This window comes from Malonomonas rubra DSM 5091 (assembly GCF_900142125.1).
Taxonomy (GTDB): Bacteria; Desulfobacterota; Desulfuromonadia; order Desulfuromonadales; family Geopsychrobacteraceae; genus Malonomonas; species Malonomonas rubra.
In genome coordinates this window covers 27,284-44,407 of the sequence record NZ_FQZT01000009.1, presented here as the reverse complement: position 1 = coordinate 44,407, position 17,124 = coordinate 27,284, and the positions used below count along the sequence as shown (strand labels likewise).

At 55.7% G+C, this 17,124-nt stretch carries 17 protein-coding genes; 14 read left to right on the top strand and 3 right to left on the bottom strand.

Going from position 1 to position 17,124, the window contains the following annotated elements:
- Positions 1-136: 136 nt before the first annotated feature.
- The gene (gene acnA / locus BUB13_RS12355; RefSeq protein ID WP_425269186.1) at positions 137-2,794 is read left to right on the top strand and encodes an aconitate hydratase AcnA; all 2,658 of its coding nucleotides are present in this window, start codon (positions 137-139) and stop codon (positions 2,792-2,794) included.
- Between the two features lie 33 nt (positions 2,795-2,827).
- Entirely contained in the window at positions 2,828-3,001 is a 174-nt protein-coding gene (locus BUB13_RS12350; protein WP_279625988.1) for an SAP domain-containing protein, read from the top strand.
- 110 nt (positions 3,002-3,111) lie between these two features.
- Here BUB13_RS12350 and tsaA read toward each other — a convergent pair whose 3' ends face one another.
- Positions 3,112-3,822 carry a tRNA (N6-threonylcarbamoyladenosine(37)-N6)-methyltransferase TrmO gene (tsaA, locus tag BUB13_RS12345; protein ID WP_072909075.1) on the bottom strand — a complete coding sequence of 237 codons (711 nt, stop codon included), beginning with the start codon at positions 3,820-3,822 and terminating at the stop codon, positions 3,112-3,114.
- Positions 3,823-3,832: 10 nt separating this feature from the next.
- Complete coding sequence (locus tag BUB13_RS12340) at positions 3,833-4,738, bottom strand: DMT family transporter (protein ID WP_072909177.1); 906 nt, start codon at positions 4,736-4,738, stop codon at positions 3,833-3,835.
- A 181-nt stretch (positions 4,739-4,919) separates the two neighbouring features.
- Between BUB13_RS12340 and trhA the strand changes: the two genes are divergently transcribed.
- The 3 genes from trhA to BUB13_RS12325 all read left to right on the top strand — a co-directional run bounded on the left by trhA (position 4,920) and on the right by BUB13_RS12325 (position 6,693).
- Positions 4,920-5,573, top strand: a complete 654-nt coding sequence (trhA, locus tag BUB13_RS12335) for a PAQR family membrane homeostasis protein TrhA (RefSeq protein WP_072909074.1) — start codon at positions 4,920-4,922, stop codon at positions 5,571-5,573.
- A gap of 69 nt (positions 5,574-5,642) precedes the next feature.
- Positions 5,643-6,329, top strand: a complete 687-nt coding sequence (locus BUB13_RS12330; protein WP_072909073.1) for a glycerophosphodiester phosphodiesterase — start codon at positions 5,643-5,645, stop codon at positions 6,327-6,329.
- A 94-nt stretch (positions 6,330-6,423) separates the two neighbouring features.
- Complete coding sequence (locus BUB13_RS12325; RefSeq protein ID WP_072909072.1) at positions 6,424-6,693, top strand: hypothetical protein; 270 nt, start codon at positions 6,424-6,426, stop codon at positions 6,691-6,693.
- A gap of 76 nt (positions 6,694-6,769) precedes the next feature.
- Here the strand turns inward: BUB13_RS12325 and BUB13_RS12320 are convergent, their stop codons facing one another.
- On the bottom strand, positions 6,770-9,175 hold the full coding sequence (locus tag BUB13_RS12320) for a penicillin-binding protein 1A (RefSeq protein WP_072909071.1): 2,406 nt from the start codon (positions 9,173-9,175) through the stop codon (positions 6,770-6,772).
- Positions 9,176-9,318: 143 nt separating this feature from the next.
- Here BUB13_RS12320 and pyk point away from each other — a divergent pair, with 143 nt between their 5' ends.
- From pyk to pal, 9 genes are all read left to right on the top strand, one after another.
- Positions 9,319-10,746 carry a pyruvate kinase gene (gene pyk, locus BUB13_RS12315; protein ID WP_072909070.1) on the top strand — a complete coding sequence of 476 codons (1,428 nt, stop codon included), beginning with the start codon at positions 9,319-9,321 and terminating at the stop codon, positions 10,744-10,746.
- A 96-nt stretch (positions 10,747-10,842) separates the two neighbouring features.
- Positions 10,843-11,523: a 7-cyano-7-deazaguanine synthase QueC gene (gene queC, locus BUB13_RS12310; RefSeq protein WP_072909069.1), complete on the top strand. Its 681-nt coding sequence runs from the start codon at positions 10,843-10,845 to the stop codon at positions 11,521-11,523.
- Positions 11,524-11,537: 14 nt separating this feature from the next.
- Positions 11,538-12,320, top strand: coding sequence for a GTP cyclohydrolase FolE2 (gene folE2 / locus BUB13_RS12305; protein ID WP_072909068.1), 783 nt, complete (start codon positions 11,538-11,540; stop codon positions 12,318-12,320).
- Between the two features lie 14 nt (positions 12,321-12,334).
- A complete protein-coding gene (locus tag BUB13_RS12300) occupies positions 12,335-13,033 on the top strand; it encodes a TIGR04282 family arsenosugar biosynthesis glycosyltransferase (protein ID WP_139249378.1) in 699 nt (232 codons plus the stop codon).
- 86 nt (positions 13,034-13,119) lie between these two features.
- Complete coding sequence (gene tolQ / locus BUB13_RS12295; protein ID WP_084092069.1) at positions 13,120-13,794, top strand: protein TolQ; 675 nt, start codon at positions 13,120-13,122, stop codon at positions 13,792-13,794.
- Positions 13,795-14,217, top strand: a complete 423-nt coding sequence (tolR, locus tag BUB13_RS12290) for a protein TolR (protein WP_072909066.1) — start codon at positions 13,795-13,797, stop codon at positions 14,215-14,217. It begins immediately after the preceding gene.
- Positions 14,218-14,226: 9 nt separating this feature from the next.
- Positions 14,227-15,090 carry a TonB C-terminal domain-containing protein gene (locus BUB13_RS18825; RefSeq protein ID WP_139249377.1) on the top strand — a complete coding sequence of 288 codons (864 nt, stop codon included), beginning with the start codon at positions 14,227-14,229 and terminating at the stop codon, positions 15,088-15,090.
- Positions 15,087-16,385: a Tol-Pal system beta propeller repeat protein TolB gene (tolB, locus tag BUB13_RS12275; protein ID WP_072909063.1), complete on the top strand. Its 1,299-nt coding sequence runs from the start codon at positions 15,087-15,089 to the stop codon at positions 16,383-16,385. Before BUB13_RS18825 ends, tolB begins: the two co-directional genes overlap by 4 nt.
- Positions 16,386-16,518: 133 nt before the next feature.
- On the top strand, positions 16,519-17,073 hold the full coding sequence (pal, locus tag BUB13_RS12270; RefSeq protein ID WP_072909062.1) for a peptidoglycan-associated lipoprotein Pal: 555 nt from the start codon (positions 16,519-16,521) through the stop codon (positions 17,071-17,073).
- The last annotated feature ends 51 nt before the right edge of the window (positions 17,074-17,124 follow it).

The window sequence follows — 17,124 nt, the reverse complement described above, 5'->3', positions numbered from 1 at the left end:
TATTTCCGGGGAAAAAGAAAAAAATTAACCAGATAAAGTGCCGCCCCCTTTTGCCGAATCGCCAAGGGAGGCTAGAATAGGTATGATTGTATTATCAAGATGACGATGGCAACTCCTCCCCTACAGCAAGGAGCACATAATGAAAACGGATTCCTTTCAGTCGTCCCGCACTCTCGAAGTTGCAGGCAAGAGCTTTCACTATAAAAATTTGCAGAGTGCTGCGAAAAACGGCTTGGGGGACCTGTCGCGCCTTCCCTTCACGATAAAAGTTCTGCTGGAAAACCTGCTGCGTAAAGAGGATGGCAGCGCAGTCACACAAGCAGATATCGAAGCTGTCGCCGGCTGGCAGCCGAACAAAGCTGGCGACAGCGAGATCGCTTTCAGCCCAGCTCGCGTCCTGATGCAGGATTTCACCGGGGTTCCAGCGATCGTCGATTTGGCTGCGATGCGCGACGCGGTTGCCAAACATGGCGGCGATCCAGCAAAAATAAACCCGCAGATCCCGGTCGACCTGGTTATCGATCACTCGGTGATGGTTGATCAGTACGGTAACCCGTCCGCCTTTTCCGCCAACGTGGAAAAAGAGATGGAACGTAACCGTGAGCGTTACATGTTCCTGCGCTGGGGGCAGACAGCTTTCGATAACTTTCGCGTGGTGCCACCGGGCACCGGTATCTGCCATCAGGTCAACCTGGAGTATCTGGCCCAGTCGGTCTGGACTTCGGAGATCGATGGCGAAACCTGGGCTTACCCCGACACCCTGGTCGGAACCGACAGCCACACCACCATGATCAACGGCCTCGGCGTACTCGGTTGGGGTGTTGGTGGTATCGAAGCGGAGGCGGCGATGCTCGGACAGCCGATCTCGATGCTGCTGCCGGAGGTGGTCGGTTTCCGTTTAACCGGTAAGCTGAGTGAAGGTGTCACCGCGACCGACCTGGTGCTGACAGTCACCCAGATGCTGCGCGAGCATGGTGTGGTCGGCAAGTTCGTTGAATTTTTCGGTGCCGGACTCTCGCAGTTGCCACTGGCTGACCGGGCGACCATTGCCAACATGGCACCGGAATATGGTGCTACCTGTGGTTTCTTCCCGATCGACGGGATCACTATCGATTACCTGAAGCTGAGCGGGCGTAGCGCGGAAACCATTGAACTGGTTGAGGCCTACTGTAAAGAACAGGGGCTGTGGCGGACAGACGACATGGCCGATCCACAATTCAGCGCGGTACTGGAGCTTGATCTGGAAAGCGTGCGGCCGAGCCTGGCCGGGCCGAAGCGTCCTCAGGACCGGGTTTTGCTGGAAGATCTGCGCAGCGCGACCGAGGCGGTGCTGCCGAAAGAGAACCCTGACTTTTCCGTGCCGATCAGCGGCAGCGATGACAGCCTCAGTCATGGTGACGTGGTTATCGCCGCGATCACCTCCTGCACCAACACCAGCAACCCGGCGGTGATGATGGCAGCCGGACTGGTGGCGAAAAAGGCGGTGGAAAAAGGACTGACACAGAAATCCTGGGTGAAAACCTCCCTCGCCCCTGGCTCAAAAGTTGTCACCGACTATCTGGCCGAAGCCGGGCTGCAGAGCTACCTTGATCAGATCGGCTTCAACATTGTTGGCTATGGTTGCACCACCTGTATCGGCAACTCCGGCCCACTGACCGGCCCGATCGCCGAAGCGATCGAAGCTGGAGATCTGACCGTCTGTTCGGTGCTTTCCGGCAACCGCAACTTCGAAGGCCGCATCCACGCCCAGACAAAGGCCAACTGGCTGGCATCACCGCCGCTGGTGGTCGCCTACGCCCTGGCCGGAACCACCCGCATCGATTTGAGCACGGAGGCGATCGGCACCGGCAGCAACGGCCAGCTGGTTTATCTGCGCGATATCTGGCCGAGCAACGCCGAGGTGGCCGAGATGGTGGCACTGGTCAACGAGCAGATGTTCCACAAGGAGTACGCTGAAGTCTTTACCGGCGATGAGCATTGGCGCGGCCTGCCGGTACCGGAAGGGCTTACCTACAGCTGGCAGGAAGATTCCACCTACATCCGTCATCCTTCCTTCTTCAGCAAACTGGAGTGCAGTGACAGCTATCCCGGATTCGAAAATGCCCGTCTGCTTGGCCTGCTCGGTGACAGCATCACCACCGACCACATCTCCCCTGCCGGGGCGATCAAGGCGAGCAGCCCGGCCGGAACCTATCTGCGTGAGAAAGGTGTTGAAGAGAAGGATTTTAACTCCTACGGCTCACGGCGCGGCAACCACGAGGTGATGATGCGTGGTACCTTCGCCAACATCCGCCTGCGCAACAAGATGGTTGAAACGGAAGGTGGTTTCACCAGGCTGATGCCTGCGGGTGATGAGATGAGCATTTTCGACGCCGCAGTTAAGTACGCTGCCAGTGATATTCCGCTGATGATTGTTGCCGGCAAAGAGTACGGCACTGGCTCCAGTCGGGACTGGGCAGCCAAAGGCACGTTACTGCTCGGGGTGAAGGCTGTATTGACCGAGAGTTACGAGCGGATTCACCGGTCAAACCTTGTTGGCATGGGCGTCCTGCCACTGCAGTTTAAGGATGGTGCCAGCGCGGCAAGTCTGAAGCTTGATGGCAGTGAGCTTTTCAGCTTGCCGAAGATCAACGACCTGCAGGCAAAGCAGGATATCGATTTAACCATACAGCGCGCAGATGGCAGTCGCGAATCGCTGACTGTTAGTTGTCGGTTAGATACCGATCAGGAAGTTGCGTACTTCCTCAGTGGCGGTATACTCAACCATGTTTTACTGAATTTGATGGAAAACTGATTTTACGGACAGACAGGGAGTGGACAAATGAACATGGCACAGGTTAAAGACGTTGCAAAGGATCGTGGAGTGAAACCGGGGCGGATGAAAAAAGAAGACCTGATCCGGGCGATTCAGTTGCAGGAAGGCAATCCTCAGTGCTTCAATACGAACTTTTCTGCTGAGTGTGGGCAGGAAGATTGTTTGTGGCGGGGGGATTGCAAGTAGGTTTTGGGGCAGATGTTGGCTGATGGCAGGCCGGTCCTTTTAGGATCGGCCTGTTTCAATTGGGGCTGTTTTCAAATCACGGGCTCATCAGTTCATTGCGAGCCGTCTGTTTAGGATTTTTCAACCAGCGAAATATCGAGGACCTCAATCACCTCACTCACAACCCTCCAACGTACATTATATCGATCCAGCAACACCCCATACTCCCGTTCATCTCCAGCCTCCCTCTGATAAGCGGGCCGAGGATCAAGCGCCAAAGTCTCCCGCACTAGCTCTTCCAGCTCAGGCGTCTGGCCAACAAAACCAGCAACCTGTTCCAGCGCCGCCGCAGAAAATTCCACCGGCAACAATGATGGAGCTTTATCTGCAAACCCGCTGACCGCATCAGCAATGGCATCGCTGTAAGCAATGTAGGGCTTGATATCAAGGATCGGCGTGCCGTCAATCAAGTCGGCGCCCTGCACTTTCAGCGTGATTCTGCCATCCTGCTGTTCGATTGCCAGCAGTTTTACTGGGGACAAACCGATCGGGTTGGGGCGAAACGGCGAACGGCTGGCGAAGACACCGACTCTTTTGTTGCCGCCCAGCCGTGGTGGACGCACCGTCGGAGTCCAACCTTGTTGATAGTTTTTGTCAAAGAGAAACAGCAGCCAGATATGACTGAATCCTTCCAGCTCACGCACCGTTTCCGGACTGGAAACCTCTTCACTCAACACAATTCGAGCAACAGCCGCTTTGGTCAAACCGGGTTGGCGCGGGGTAGCGAACTTTTCCCGGTAGGGTGACGAGATGGCGCCGATCGGGGTGAATTCGTAGGTCATGACTCGCCTTTCAGGTGGCCGGCTGCACCAGAGGTTTTTTGCTGCGACTGCTCAGCCAGACTCCGCAAAAGACCAGTCCGCAGGCCAGCCATTGGGCAAAGTTGAGACGGTCGCCGAGGATCAGCATGCCGAGGATGACGCCGAACACCGGAATCAGGTTGACGTAGCCCGCCGCCTGGCTGGCGGGGATGCGACTGACGCCGTAATTATAGCAGCCGTAAGCGCCAAAGGTGATGAAGGTGCCGAGATAGATTATGGCAACGGCCGGAGTCGCCTGCAAGTGGCCGGGAAAACCGATACTCGGCAGCAGCAGAAAGGGGAAGAAAAACAGGCTGCCGAGAAACGCCTGGACTGCAGTCAGGAACAGCGGCGGGTAATTTTCGCTCAGATGTTTGAGCGACACCGTGTAACCGGCAGCACAGACCATCGCCAGAAACTCGTAAAAATTACCGAGCAAGGGGTTCGGTGCATTAATGCTGGTTTCGCTGGCCAGGCTGAGCCAGCAGGCTCCGGCAATCGCCAGGGAAAAACCGATCAGGGTCTGGCGGCTGATCTGCTCTTTCAACCAGGCCCAGGCGAGTATAGCGACCAGCAGCGGCAGGATGGCGGTGATCATGCCGGCCTGGGATGCGCTGGTCAGTTCAAGTGCTTTGGCCTCGAAAATGAAATAGAGGCAGGGTTCGCAAATCGCCATGATCAACAGGTATTTCAGGTCCTGCTTGCGCCAGTTCAGTTTACTGAACGCCGGGATGAAGGGAAGAAAACAGAGGCTGGCGATGAACATGCGGCCGAAGATCACCTGCATCGGGTGATAGCCGCGAAAGGCAATCTTCAGGGCGACGAAAGAGCTGGCCCAGAGCAGCATGGCACTGATCAGGCTGATGGTTGGCAACAGGCGCCTGGTGTTTTCGGTCACGAATGTCTCCGTAAATAATGGGTAAAACGCGCCGGTAAAGATAAGCTGCTTTTTTGTTTGCTGCCAGTAAAAATTTGTTTTCCGCTCCAGGTAAAAGAAAAGTAAAAGCTTATTTGCCCTCACCTCTTCTACACAGTGCTCATGGTACGCTTTAGGTAACTTAAAACGCTGGAGAAGTAAGATGTCTGATAGAGCCGTTTCCCAATACAGTTGTGCCGAAGAGATCGCCAACAGCGTCACCCATGGCTTGGGCATGCTGCTGTCGATCGGCGGCCTGGCGGTGCTGGTTGGCTTTGCCAGTGTCCATGGCAATGCCTGGCATATCACCGCCTGCAGCATTTTCGGCACGACGCTGATTCTTTCCTACGCGACTTCGACCCTGTACCATAGCATCCCGCTGCCAGGTGCAAAGCGCGTCCTCAAGGTGCTTGATCATTCGGCGATTTATCTTTTGATCGCCGGGACTTATACGCCTTTTACGCTGGTCAGCCTGCGTGGTCCCTGGGGCTGGTCACTGTTCGGTACCGTCTGGGGCCTTGCCCTGCTCGGGATCATTCTCAAGGCGACCATGCTCGGTCGTATTGCCGGCATTTCCACCGCTGTTTATCTGGCCATGGGCTGGATCGTGCTGATCGCCATCAAGCCGATGCTTGGTGCCGTCGACACCGGTGGCCTGTTGTTACTGCTGGCCGGAGGCTTGGCTTACAGCGGCGGGGTGGTCTTTTATCTCTGGCGGCGTCTGCCGTATAATCACGCTATCTGGCACCTGTTTGTGCTGACCGGCAGCCTGTGCCATTTCTTTTCCATCCTGTTTTACGTGATCCCCCAGCATTGACGGTTTTCGCCGATGCAGCGCCAAAGGGCTCCGCGAGACGGGGCCTTTTCTTTGTCCGGAGTTCTGCCCATGTCCGACTTTTTGATCATTGCTCATCGTGGTGCCAGCGGCTGCTGGCCCGAAAATACCTTGCTGGCATTTGCAAAGGCGCTTGATGCTGGAGCCAAGTGGCTGGAACTGGATGTCCATCTCAGCGCCGATGGTGAGTTGGTGGTGATTCACGATGAGACCTTGCAGCGCACAACCAACGGCAATGGCCGGGTCAGCGATTTCAGGTACGATGAGCTGCAACAGCTGGATGCTGGAGATGGAGAAAAGATCCCTTTGCTGGACGAGGTTCTGGAGTTGGCGCTTGGCCGTGCAGCAGTCAATATAGAGTTAAAAGGGGCGCGGACTGGAAGCGCCGTTGCCCGTCTGCTGGAGCAGCGCTTTGCTGCCCGCCAGCGGCTGCCGAAGATTTTGGCATCATCATTGTATGAGAAAGAGTTAAGAGAGCTGTCGGCTATTCTTCCGTCCCTGCCTTTGGCGCTGGTTGCCGATACTGTGGATGAGCGAACCTGGCAGCTGGCCGAGGAGTTGAATCTCTGGTCGCTGAATCTGAATAAAGCCAGTATTGATCAGGCTTTGGTGGTGAAGGCAGGGACAGAAAAACGCAAGCTGCTTGCCTTTACAGTTAATGAAGCTGATAAGCTTGAACAGTTGAAAAACTGGGGTGTTAACGGAGTTTTTACTGATTTCCCCGAGCGCTTTGCCTAGCACTGATCGGTTTTTTCACCGGACAGTCGTTATAACACCGATGCTTTGACAACATAATTGTCAAAGTTCGATAGGGGGAAGATAGGATGGTCGCATGAAAAAAACAGATGCAAGTTTCCAGTCGTACTGCTCCCGCTTTGGTGTTATTGCGGTGGATATGAAATATATCAGCAGTGAGCAGCTGAAATGGGCTCTTGACCAGCAGGTTGAAGATAATCTGGCGGGGCGACCGCACCGTATGCTGGGGGCGATCTGTTTTGCTCATGGCTGGATGACGTCTGAACAGATCGACAATGTGCTTGGCCGGATGTTCCGGTCCCGCAGAGATGATTCAGGGGCGTCGTTGGAAAAAGAGGCAGTCTGAACGCCGTCGACATAAACACGAAAAAAGGAGCAGCCGGAATGGTTGCTCCTTTTTTATTTGCCATGCTGCGGACGTTTTAGAAAACGTCCATCTCGAGACGGAAGAAATCACGTGCCTTAAGCTGATCTTCATCACTCATCTTGGTTGGGGCTGTGCCTGGTGCGAAGGCCTCGTAATAAGCTTCGGGGTCGTCCTCAGCCAGCAATAAACCGTTTTTCTCATCGACCGGGTGGAATTCGATACTGTCCGGAACCTTGAAGTTGGCAAGCGGGTACTGCTTGACCGCTTCCTTCATAAAGTCAACCCAGGCAGGGGCTGCTGCCCGTGAGCCGGTTTCGCTTTTACCTAGGGGCCTTTCCTGGTCGTAGCCGACCCAGGAAACACAAGCCAATTGTGGGATGTAACCGACATACCAGGCGTCCTTCAGGTCGTTGGTTGTGCCGGTTTTGCCCGCCGACGGCCGGTCGATCGCTTTGGCGCGCCAGCCGGTGCCCTCGCGCACGACGCTCTCCATGATGTTGGTGATCAGGTAGGCGGTCTCAGGTGAGATCACCCGCCGCGGCGGCTTGCGGATCAGCCGCTGGTCCTCGGCCATGCCAGTAGAAAAATCTGCCGGATCGATCGATTCAAGGATACGGCCATCACGGTCCTTGATCCTGGTGATATAGGTCGGTGGCACCAGGATGCCGCCGTTGGCGAAGACGGTGTAGGCGGTCAGCATCTCCAGCGGGGTGACTGCTGTCGAACCAAGCCCCATGGTCAAGTCGCGCTGCATCGGGGTTTCGATGCCCAGTTTACTGGCGTAATTGGCCGCGTAGTTGATGCCGATATCCTCCAGGATCTTGATGGTGACGACGTTGCGCGATTTGGCTAGGGCTTTGCGGAAACTGGTCGGACCGTAAAACTTCTCTTCGTAATTGCGCGGTTTCCACTCTTCCAGTTCGCCGGTGTCGACTTTTTCTTCGTAAATCAGCGGCGTATCGAGGATAACGCTGGCCGGTGTATAGCCTTTATCGAGCGCGGCGGCGTAAATAATCGGTTTGATCGCAGAGCCGGGCAGACGTTTTGCCTGGGTGGCGCGGTTGAACTGGCTCTCGCTGAACTCGTAACCGCCGACCATCGCCTTGATCTGACCGGTGAAGGGATCGATGGCGACCAGCGCGCCCTGGGCGATCGGGTGTTGCTCCAGGCTGAGTTGCCAGGGTTCCGTGCTGTTGGCGACCAGCCGGACTTCGATCACCGAACCGAGCGGCAGCTTTGTTTCCTGCCGGTTGCCATCTTCGTCGCGGTTGCCGCTGGCTTCTTCTTCAGCGGGAACCACACGTAAAGGACCAGCCCATTTGCTCTCTTTGATCGAAATGACTCCCGTTGTGTCAGCCAGCTTGCAGAGGATCTGATCACCCTGCTGGCCGATAACGATAGCTTCGGCAAAGTCACCGATCTGCAGCGGTTCATCGCTAAAGGTTTCAATCTGTTCGGCGAAAAACTCCTGCTGGGCCTCTTCATCCAACACGGTTTCCACCGCGCGGAAGCCTTGCCGCTTGGCGTGGTTGCGCAGGTTCTCCTTGACCGCTTCGCGGGCGACATGCTGCATCGGCAGGTTAATGCTGGTCTCGACCTGCAGCCCTCCAGTGTAGAGCAGGTCACTGCCGAAACGCTCCTCAAGGTAGCGGCGGACCTGCTCGTTGAAGTAGGCGGTGACTTCCAGCAGGTTGTTCAGACGTGGCTTGATCGCCACCTCTTCGGCTGCTGCGGCATCCGCTTCGACCTGGGTGATGAAACCTTCCTTGACCATTCGCTCCAGTACGTATTTTTGCCGTTTCATCGCCCGGTCGTAGTTCCGGTAGGGGGAATAACGGCTCGGTGCCTGCGGCAGTCCGGCGAGGATGGCACATTCGGCCAGGGTCAGCTGCTCGACATTTTTGTCGAAATAATTCTCTGCGGCCGCCTCCACGCCGTAAGCGCGGTGGCCGAGATAAATCTGGTTAAGGTAGAGATAAAGGATATCTTCCTTGCTCAGGTATTTTTCCATCCGCAGGGAGAGGATCGCCTCTTTGAATTTACGCGTGAAGGTTCGCTCCGATGTCAGCAGCAGTTTTTTCGCCACCTGCTGGGTGATGGTGCTGCCACCTTGGGCGATACCGCCTGCTTTGACGTTCTTCAGCGCGGCGCGCAGGATCGACTGGAAATCGAGCCCCTGGTGTTTGAAAAAGCTGGCATCTTCCGCGGCAACGAAGGCCTGCACCAGCTGCTTCGGCATCTTCTCAAAAGGCACCAGGATGCGCCGTTCTTTCGAGTACTCGGCGATGATGGTGCCGTCGTCGGCGTAAATCCGGGTGATCAGTGGTGGACGGTAATCGGAAAGGGTCTCCACCTTTGGCAGGGTGGCGGAAACGTAAAAATAGGCACCGACCAGGGTTGCTGCGCCGAGCAGCGGCATGGCAACCAGGCAGAGCAAGAAATATTTTATAAATCGTTTCATGGGGTGTTTGATCCATCATTAATGGAAAAGCTCAACAATCTCTGACAAACAGAATTATATAACACGCCAGTCGCCAAGGGGGCAACAGACTGCTATGCTAGGACTCTGATTTTCAAACGAAAAACTTCAGGAGATAGAACCTTATGCAAAGACGGACAAAGATCGTCGCGACAGTCGGTCCGGCGTGCGATACTGAGGACGGCCTCGAGAGCTTGATGAAAGCTGGCGTGAACGTATTCCGTATCAATTTCTCTCACGGCGATGCTGCCTCAAAAGCAGAAAAAATAGAGCAGATTCGGGAAATCTCCCGCAAGCACAAGCAGGCTGTTGCCATTCTCGGCGACCTGCAGGGACCGAAGATCCGTACCGGCTTGATGAAAGGGGGCAGCCAACAATTGGAGGCTGGCCAGGAAGTGCAGATCACCACGGCCGATGTCGAGGGAACTGATGGCGTGATTCCAACGATTTACCGGGCCTTGCCGCAGGACGTTCTGCCCGGCGATCAGATTCTGCTTGATGACGGTCGACTGGAACTGTCGGTGACGCGGATTGAGGGCGAGATTGTTTTTTGCCGGGTGATTATCGGTGGCCTGTTGAAAGATCGCAAGGGTATCAATTTGCCGGGGGTGAATGTCTCCGCACCGGCGATGACCGAAAAGGATATGCAGGACCTGCAATTCTGCATCGATAACGAGGTCGACTGGGTCGCTCTTTCTTTTGTTCGTACGGCCGACGAGGTTCAGCGGTTGAAAACCCAGATCGCGCTGCAGAATTCGGGGATCAAGGTCATCGCCAAGATAGAAAAACCGGAGGCGGTTGATAATTTTGATGAAATTCTCGCTGTCACCGACGGGGTGATGGTGGCGCGCGGCGACCTGGGGGTGGAGATCCCTTCGGAAAAAGTGCCGCTGATTCAGAAGATGATCATCCGTAAATGCAACTTTGCCGGCAAGCCGGTGATCACCGCGACCCAGATGCTGGAGAGCATGATCAGCAATCCGCGTCCGACGCGGGCGGAAACGTCCGACGTAGCCAACGCCATTCTCGATGGCACCGATGCCGTGATGCTCAGCGGCGAAACCGCGGCTGGAAAATACCCCCAGGCGGCCGTCAAGGTGATGGACCGGGTTGCCCGTGATGTCGAATCGGACCCGGATCTTTTAATCCACCGGGAGGAACTGCAAAACAGCTTTGCTGACGATGACAATTTGACCGAAGCGATCGGCCGCGCTGCCTGCCGGGTCGCGGAATCGGTAGGCGCTTCGGCTATCCTCGCTTTCACCCAGACCGGTAGCACTGCGGCGCTGGTGGCCAAGTATAAACCGAACTTGCCGATTCTGGCAGTGACGCCGACAACGCACGTGCGGCGCCGTATGGCCCTTTACGCCGGTGTCCGTTCGCTCAAGGTGCCGATTCTGGGGAACACCGAGGAGCAGATTTCTTCGGTCGATGCGGCGGTTGTTGACTCCGGCCTGCTCAAAAAGGGCGATGTTGTTGTCATTACCATGGGCAGCCCGCTCTCCGATCCCGGAACCACTAACCTGCTGAAAGTGCATCGGCTGGAAGGCTGACCCGTTCCGTGAACCGGGGGGGGGGGCTTGACTGCATACGGGCGAGCGACTATGCTCCGCGCCCAGTTAGCAAATTTGAAAAGGTGAGGTTAAAAGATGAAAAAAGCTGTGGTTCTTTACAGCGGCGGGCTCGATTCGACCACCTGCATGGCGATCGCCCGGGCAGAAGGTTTCGAGCCGTACGCGCTCAGCTTCTCTTACGGCCAGCGGCATACCGTCGAACTGGACAAAGCGCGTGAGTACGCTCCGAAGATCGGCGCCAAGGAGCACATGGTGATCGATGTCGACATGCGGCAGATGGGCGGCAGTGCACTGACCGCCGATATCGATGTACCGAAAGACGGCGAAAGCCCGGACGAGATCCCGGTGACTTATGTTCCGGCGCGCAATACCATTTTCCTTTCTTTTGCCCTCGGCTGGGCGGAGGTGCTCGGCGCCTCCGATATCTACATCGGCGTCAATGCTCTCGATTATTCCGGTTACCCCGACTGCCGTCCCGAGTTTGTCGAAGCGTTTCAAACCATGGCGAATCTGTCGACCAAGGCGGGTGTTGAAGGCAATCCCTACAACATTCACGCTCCGCTGATCGACCTGACCAAGGCGCAGATTATCGAAAAAGGCTTGTCTCTCGGCGTTGACTACGGCCTGACCCATTCCTGTTACGACCCGACGCCGGAAGGGCTGTCCTGCGGCCACTGCGATTCCTGCATCCTGCGGCTGAAAGGTTTTGCCGATGCCGGGGCCGAGGATCCGGTTGCCTACGTGGATCGCGGATAAGGGGGCGAACGAAAATGGCAAAAATGCCCGACATGCAACAGAGCCGCGACACCCGCAACATCGCTATCGACAAGGTGGGGGTGAAAGATATCCGCTATCCGATCGTGGTGCAGGACAAGCACAAGGAAAAGCAACATACGGTGGCGAGGGTCAACATGTACGTCGACCTGCCGGAAGAGTTTAAAGGCACCCACATGAGCCGTTTTATCGAGGTGCTCAATCTCTATCATGGCTCGATCAGCATCGAGAACATCGGCACCATCCTGGCGGAAATGAAGCAGCGATTGGAAGCGACCCGCGCTCACTTGGAGCTTGATTTCCCCTATTTTATCGAGAAGACCGCACCGGTTTCCGGTGCCCGCAGCCTGCTGGAATACCAGTGCCGTATGGTTGGCACTCTGGGCAAAAAATTCGATTTCGTCCTTGAGGCGAGCATTCCGGTGACATCTCTCTGCCCCTGCTCGAAAGAGATCAGCGAGCGTGGCGCTCATAACCAGCGCAGCATCGTCACGGTGCAGATCCGCTACAAAGAGCATGTCTGGCTGGAAGACCTGATCGCCTGGGTTGAGAGCTGCGCCAGTTGCCAGGTCTATTCACTGCTAAAACGGGAAGACGAAAAGGCCGTCACCGAGCAGGCTTACGACAACCCGATGTTCGTTGAGGATATGGTTCGTGCCGTGACCGAAAAGTTGCGTTCCGTACCGCAGATCGCGTGGTTCAAGGTGCAGTGTGAGAACTTCGAGTCGATTCACAATCACTCGGCCTACGCCATGGTGGAAGAGCAGAACTCGAGATAGCTGTGGAAAAGCCTGTGGACGTTGTGGATAAGTCGATAACGAAAATGCGCAAAAATGCGATTCTGGGGATATTTGCCAAGCAACCGATCATCGGTCAGTGTAAAACCCGTCTCTGCCCTCCCCTCGATTTAAGAGAGGCTGCAACCTTTTATGAATGCAGCTTGCGAGAAACCGTCAGCCGTATGCAGCAGCTCGATTGCTGCGATCTGGCCATCTGCTACGCCGGTGAGCGCAGCTGGTTCGAGGCTGAATATCCTGAAGCCGTTCTGGTACCGCAGCAAGGAGAGGATATCGGAGCGCGCATGGCGGCGGCGCTGAACGGATTTCTTCAGCAGGGCTATCGGCAGGCGGTACTGATTGGTAGCGATTCCCCCGACCTGCCGCTGGAATTGATCGAGCAAGCTTGTGTCGCACTGGAAGAGGTCGAGGTGGTGCTGGCTCCGGCGAGCGACGGCGGTTACGTGCTGGTCGGCGAATCACAGCACCAGCCGCAACTTTTCAACAGCATGGCCTGGAGCACTGAAGAGGTGCTAGCGGAAACACTCCGGCGGGTCGATCAGAGCGGTATTGACTGCGTGCAGTTGCAGGGCTGGGAAGATCTGGATGATTTGCCGGCTTTACAGCGTTTCCTGCTACGCTCGCCCGATAGCGTGACAGCTGCCCATTTGCGCAAACATTTAAACAGCTATTTTCAATCTGCCGCTGATCTGTAACCTCACTTGACTTGCCGCTGGCGCTGCAAGATAATCTGGCGAACATTAATTCAACGATTTTCAATCCGAACAAAAGGAGAACGCTCTTGTTCGATCTGGTATTGCAGGCGGGGCCGGTTGTTAAACTGGTGCTGCTGATTCTGGTCTATTTTTCGCTGGTTTCCTGGGCGATCATTTTTTACAAATTCACCATCGTGCAGAAAGCGATTAAGGAGTCGGATCGATTCCTCGATTTTTTCTGGAGCAAGAAACGTTTCGACGTGGTTGGCCAGGGGATCAAGGATTTCAGCAACTCGCCGCTGGCAACCCTGTTCCGCGAAGGTTATCACGAGATGTTGCAGCTGAAGAAGAAATCGGCCAACCCTGATGAAGACCATGATTTCTCCAGCGAAATGGACACCACTGAAATCGTCGGCCGAGCCCTGCGCCGGGCAACGACGCAGGAGACCCACCGGCTGGAAAAATACCTGACCTTCCTTGCGACCACCGGTTCAACGGCGCCTTTTATCGGCCTGTTCGGTACCGTCTGGGGCATTATGGACGCATTCCACGGTATCGGTCAGACCGGCAGCGCATCCCTAGCCGTTGTTGCCCCCGGTATCTCCGAGGCGCTGATCGCCACCGCGATCGGTCTGGCGGCAGCGATTCCGGCAGTTATGGGCTACAACCACTTCCTTAACAAAGTCAACGTGCTGATCGGCGAGATGGATAACTTCAGCCAGGAGTTCCTCAATATCGTCGAGCGGATGGAGCGCAGCTAGATGGAAGTCGGCAACCAGGGTCGCAGAGCCCGCAGCAGCCTGTCGCAGATCAACGTGACGCCCTTCGTCGATGTCATGCTGGTGCTGCTGATCATCTTCATGGTGACCGCACCGATGCTCGACCAGGGGGTGCAGGTCGACCTGCCGGAAGTCGAGGAATCTCCGGGCTTGCCGGCCCAACAGGAGCCTCTGGTGGTGACCATGCAGCGTGACGGCAAGATTTTCATCGGTAAGGCCGAGGTGAAAACCATCAGCAAACTCGGACCGGTGTTGCAGCAGGCTCTTAAAGGCAAGCCGGACCGCGAGGTCTTTCTCGAGGCTGATCAAAAAGTCCCCTACGGTCGCGTAGTGCAGGTGATGGCGGCGGTCAAGCGTGCCGGCATCGAAAAGCTGGGGATGGTCACCCGCCTCCCCGAGGAATAGCCGGACCAGATGGAATCTTCCCGCAAGCAGCGCTGGAAGCAGCTGAAGTCAGTGTTCGATCCGGGTTTCCGGCGTATGCTGCTGGTGTCTCTGCTGCTCCACATCTTGCTGCCTATCATCTACCACACTCCCCTGTTTCCGAAGAAAGAGCCGGCCAAGCCACCGGTTTATCGGGTCAACCTGGTCAACAAGATTGTAAAAAATCCGCAGGCCGGCCGCCCGGAAGCGGTGGTGACTCAGGAAAAACCGAAACCTAAGCCAAAACCGAAGGCCAAGCCGAAACCGATTCCGCTACCGCCCAAACCCGAGCCGAAACCCACACCAAAGCCGGTGGTGAAACCGACCCCGAAGCCGCAGCCAAAACCTGAGCCGAAGCCCGAACCGAAACCTGCGGTCAGCAAGGCACAGGATGATGCACGTCTGGATGCCATGGCTGCACTGCGTGCCAAAATTGAAAAACAAAAGGCTGAAGAGAAGCGGAAAAATCGGTTGGATGCGTTGCGAGCGGCAGCAGCTGCAGAAAGTCAGCAGATCGAATCACCGGTTGTGGATGCGCCGGTCGGTATGCTTGATGGCAAAGGGGATGAGGTCGGTGTTGCTGCAGTTGCTTACATTCGTGAGCTGATACAGGCAAACTGGAGCTACTCGCCTTATTTGTCGGGCATCAAGGACCTGGAAGCGCGGGTCAGGCTTTTTTACAACGCGGCTGGTGAGCTGCAGAAATACGAGTTTCTCGAAAAATCAGGTGTGCAGGCGTTTGATGATTCCCTGACCAAAGCGATTATCCGGTCAAGAAATCTTGGCCAGTCATTACCTGATACAACACCGATAACCGTAACCTTTAACCTCAAAGAATTGATGGACCGACGATGAGATTTTTGCGTTTTTTGTTTTTATCTCTTCTCGCAAGCCTGCTATTTGCTTTTTCTGCCACGGCAATTGAAATCGAAATCAGCTCGCCCGGTGAGCAGACCATTCCACTGGCGATCACCAAGCTGTTGCCAATGACTGCCCCGCAAGCCGGGATCGCAGAAGAGTTTCAGCAGGTGCTGGAGAATGATCTCGATCTTTCCGGGCTGTTTGATCTGGTTGATCCCGCGTCCTTTCTGGGTGACGCCGCCAAACTGACCCTGCGCAGCATTGATGTTGATTTCGCCCAGTGGAAGCTGCTCGGTGCCGAGGCGCTGATCAAAGGTGGGTACCGCTTTGAAGGCGACAAGATGACCATCGAACTGCGACTTTACGATGTTATCACCCGGCGGTTGTTGACCGGTCGGCGCTATCTCGGCAAGGCAAAGGATGTTCGTCGCATCGCGCACGCCTTTGCGGACCAGGTGATGCAGGGCCTGACCGGAGAGCTCGGGCCGTTTTCCAGCCGTATCGCTTATATCTCCAACCGCACCGGGCGCAAAGAGCTCTACATGATGGATGTCGACGGCGACAAGCCGTTGCGGCTGACCGATCATCGCACCATCGTCCTCAACCCGGATTTTGCCCCCAAGCGAAAAGAGATGATTTTTACCTCGTACAAAGCGGGCAACCCCGATCTTTATCGCAAGGAGATCTACACCGGGCGCGAGTCGCGCATGTCGCTGAAAGAGGGGTTGAATATCGGTGGCCGTTACAGCCCGGACGGGCGTGAAGTCGCGCTGACGCTGTCGAAAGACAAGAACTCCGAGCTTTACCTGATCGGCACCGACGGCACCATCCACAAACGTTTGACCAAGCACTATGGTATCGATGTCGACCCGAGCTGGAGTCCCGATGGCAACCGCATTGCCTTCGTCTCCGACCGGCGCGGTAACCCGAACGTGTTTATCGTCGATGTTCACACACTCGATGTCAGCCGTCTGACCTTCGAGGGCAAGTACAACGCGACCCCGGCCTGGAGTCCGAAGGGCGACCGGATTGCTTTTGCCCGACTGGAAGACAAGCGGTTCGATATTTTTACCATTAACCCGGATGGCAGCGACGAGCGCCGGCTGACGTTTGGGCCCGGCAGCAAAGAACATCCGCGCTGGAGTCCGGATGGCCGCTTCCTGGTATATTCACTCGACCGCGACAATGAAAAATCGATCTGGATCATGCGTGCTGATGGCACAGGTGCTCGCCGCATCTCCGCGCCCGGTGGCGACGACACGCATCCGGCCTGGTCGGGACGCTGGTAAAATACGGCACAATGCGGAAAATGCCTGAAACTGGTGTTGTTTTTGTGCTCTGCTTCTGTATAATGTGCAGGTTAGCTGGATAAATAGCGAAATCTCTATCTTTTTTATCGCGTATGCGAAAGGAGTGGTTGTTATGCAAAACTTAAGCACCCGCCTGCTGGTGATGCTTTTCGTTCTCACCCTGCTGGCTGCCGGTTGTGCAAAAAAACCGGTTGCCGAAGAAGCTGTTGTTGAAGAGACTCCCCAAGTTTCCGTTGTTGAAGAGCAACAGCCGGTTGCAGTTGTTGAAGAATCGGTCAACGAGATGCCTTCAAGCAGCTCCAGCAGCACTATGAGTGCCGCCGAAAAGGCTGCTGCCGGCCTGATGCGGGTTTATTTCGATTTTGATCAGTACCTGTTGACTGATGTCGCCAAAGACACTCTGGCCAACAATGCCAAACTTCTGAAAGCGGCTCCTGGTGTGATGGTGAAGATCGAAGGTCACTGTGATGAGCGTGGTTCCGACGAGTACAACTTGGCGCTGGGTGAGAAGCGTGCCTTGGCTACCAAGAACTACCTGGTTTCCCTCGGTGTTTCCGCCAGTCGCCTGAGCGTCATCTCTTACGGTGAAGAGATGCCTCTCGATCCGGCTAAGACCGAAACTGCATGGGCAAAAAATCGCCGTGCTGAGTTCAAGGTTAAGCGTTAAATCACTGGTTTAGCTTTTCCGGGCCGCACATTGTTTTGATGTGCGGCCCTT

Coding starts and splice junctions, on each gene's coding strand:
- BUB13_RS12350 (WP_279625988.1), top strand. CDS start 2,828: ATGGCACAGGTTAAAGACGTTGCAAAGGATCGTGGAGTGAAACCGGGG.
- tsaA (WP_072909075.1), bottom strand. CDS start 3,822: ATGACCTACGAATTCACCCCGATCGGCGCCATCTCGTCACCCTACCGG.
- trhA (WP_072909074.1), top strand. CDS start 4,920: ATGTCTGATAGAGCCGTTTCCCAATACAGTTGTGCCGAAGAGATCGCC.
- BUB13_RS12330 (WP_072909073.1), top strand. CDS start 5,643: ATGTCCGACTTTTTGATCATTGCTCATCGTGGTGCCAGCGGCTGCTGG.
- BUB13_RS12325 (WP_072909072.1), top strand. CDS start 6,424: ATGAAAAAAACAGATGCAAGTTTCCAGTCGTACTGCTCCCGCTTTGGT.
- BUB13_RS12320 (WP_072909071.1), bottom strand. CDS start 9,175: ATGAAACGATTTATAAAATATTTCTTGCTCTGCCTGGTTGCCATGCCG.
- pyk (WP_072909070.1), top strand. CDS start 9,319: ATGCAAAGACGGACAAAGATCGTCGCGACAGTCGGTCCGGCGTGCGAT.
- queC (WP_072909069.1), top strand. CDS start 10,843: ATGAAAAAAGCTGTGGTTCTTTACAGCGGCGGGCTCGATTCGACCACC.
- folE2 (WP_072909068.1), top strand. CDS start 11,538: ATGGCAAAAATGCCCGACATGCAACAGAGCCGCGACACCCGCAACATC.
- tolR (WP_072909066.1), top strand. CDS start 13,795: ATGGAAGTCGGCAACCAGGGTCGCAGAGCCCGCAGCAGCCTGTCGCAG.
- BUB13_RS18825 (WP_139249377.1), top strand. CDS start 14,227: ATGGAATCTTCCCGCAAGCAGCGCTGGAAGCAGCTGAAGTCAGTGTTC.
- tolB (WP_072909063.1), top strand. CDS start 15,087: ATGAGATTTTTGCGTTTTTTGTTTTTATCTCTTCTCGCAAGCCTGCTA.
- pal (WP_072909062.1), top strand. CDS start 16,519: ATGCAAAACTTAAGCACCCGCCTGCTGGTGATGCTTTTCGTTCTCACC.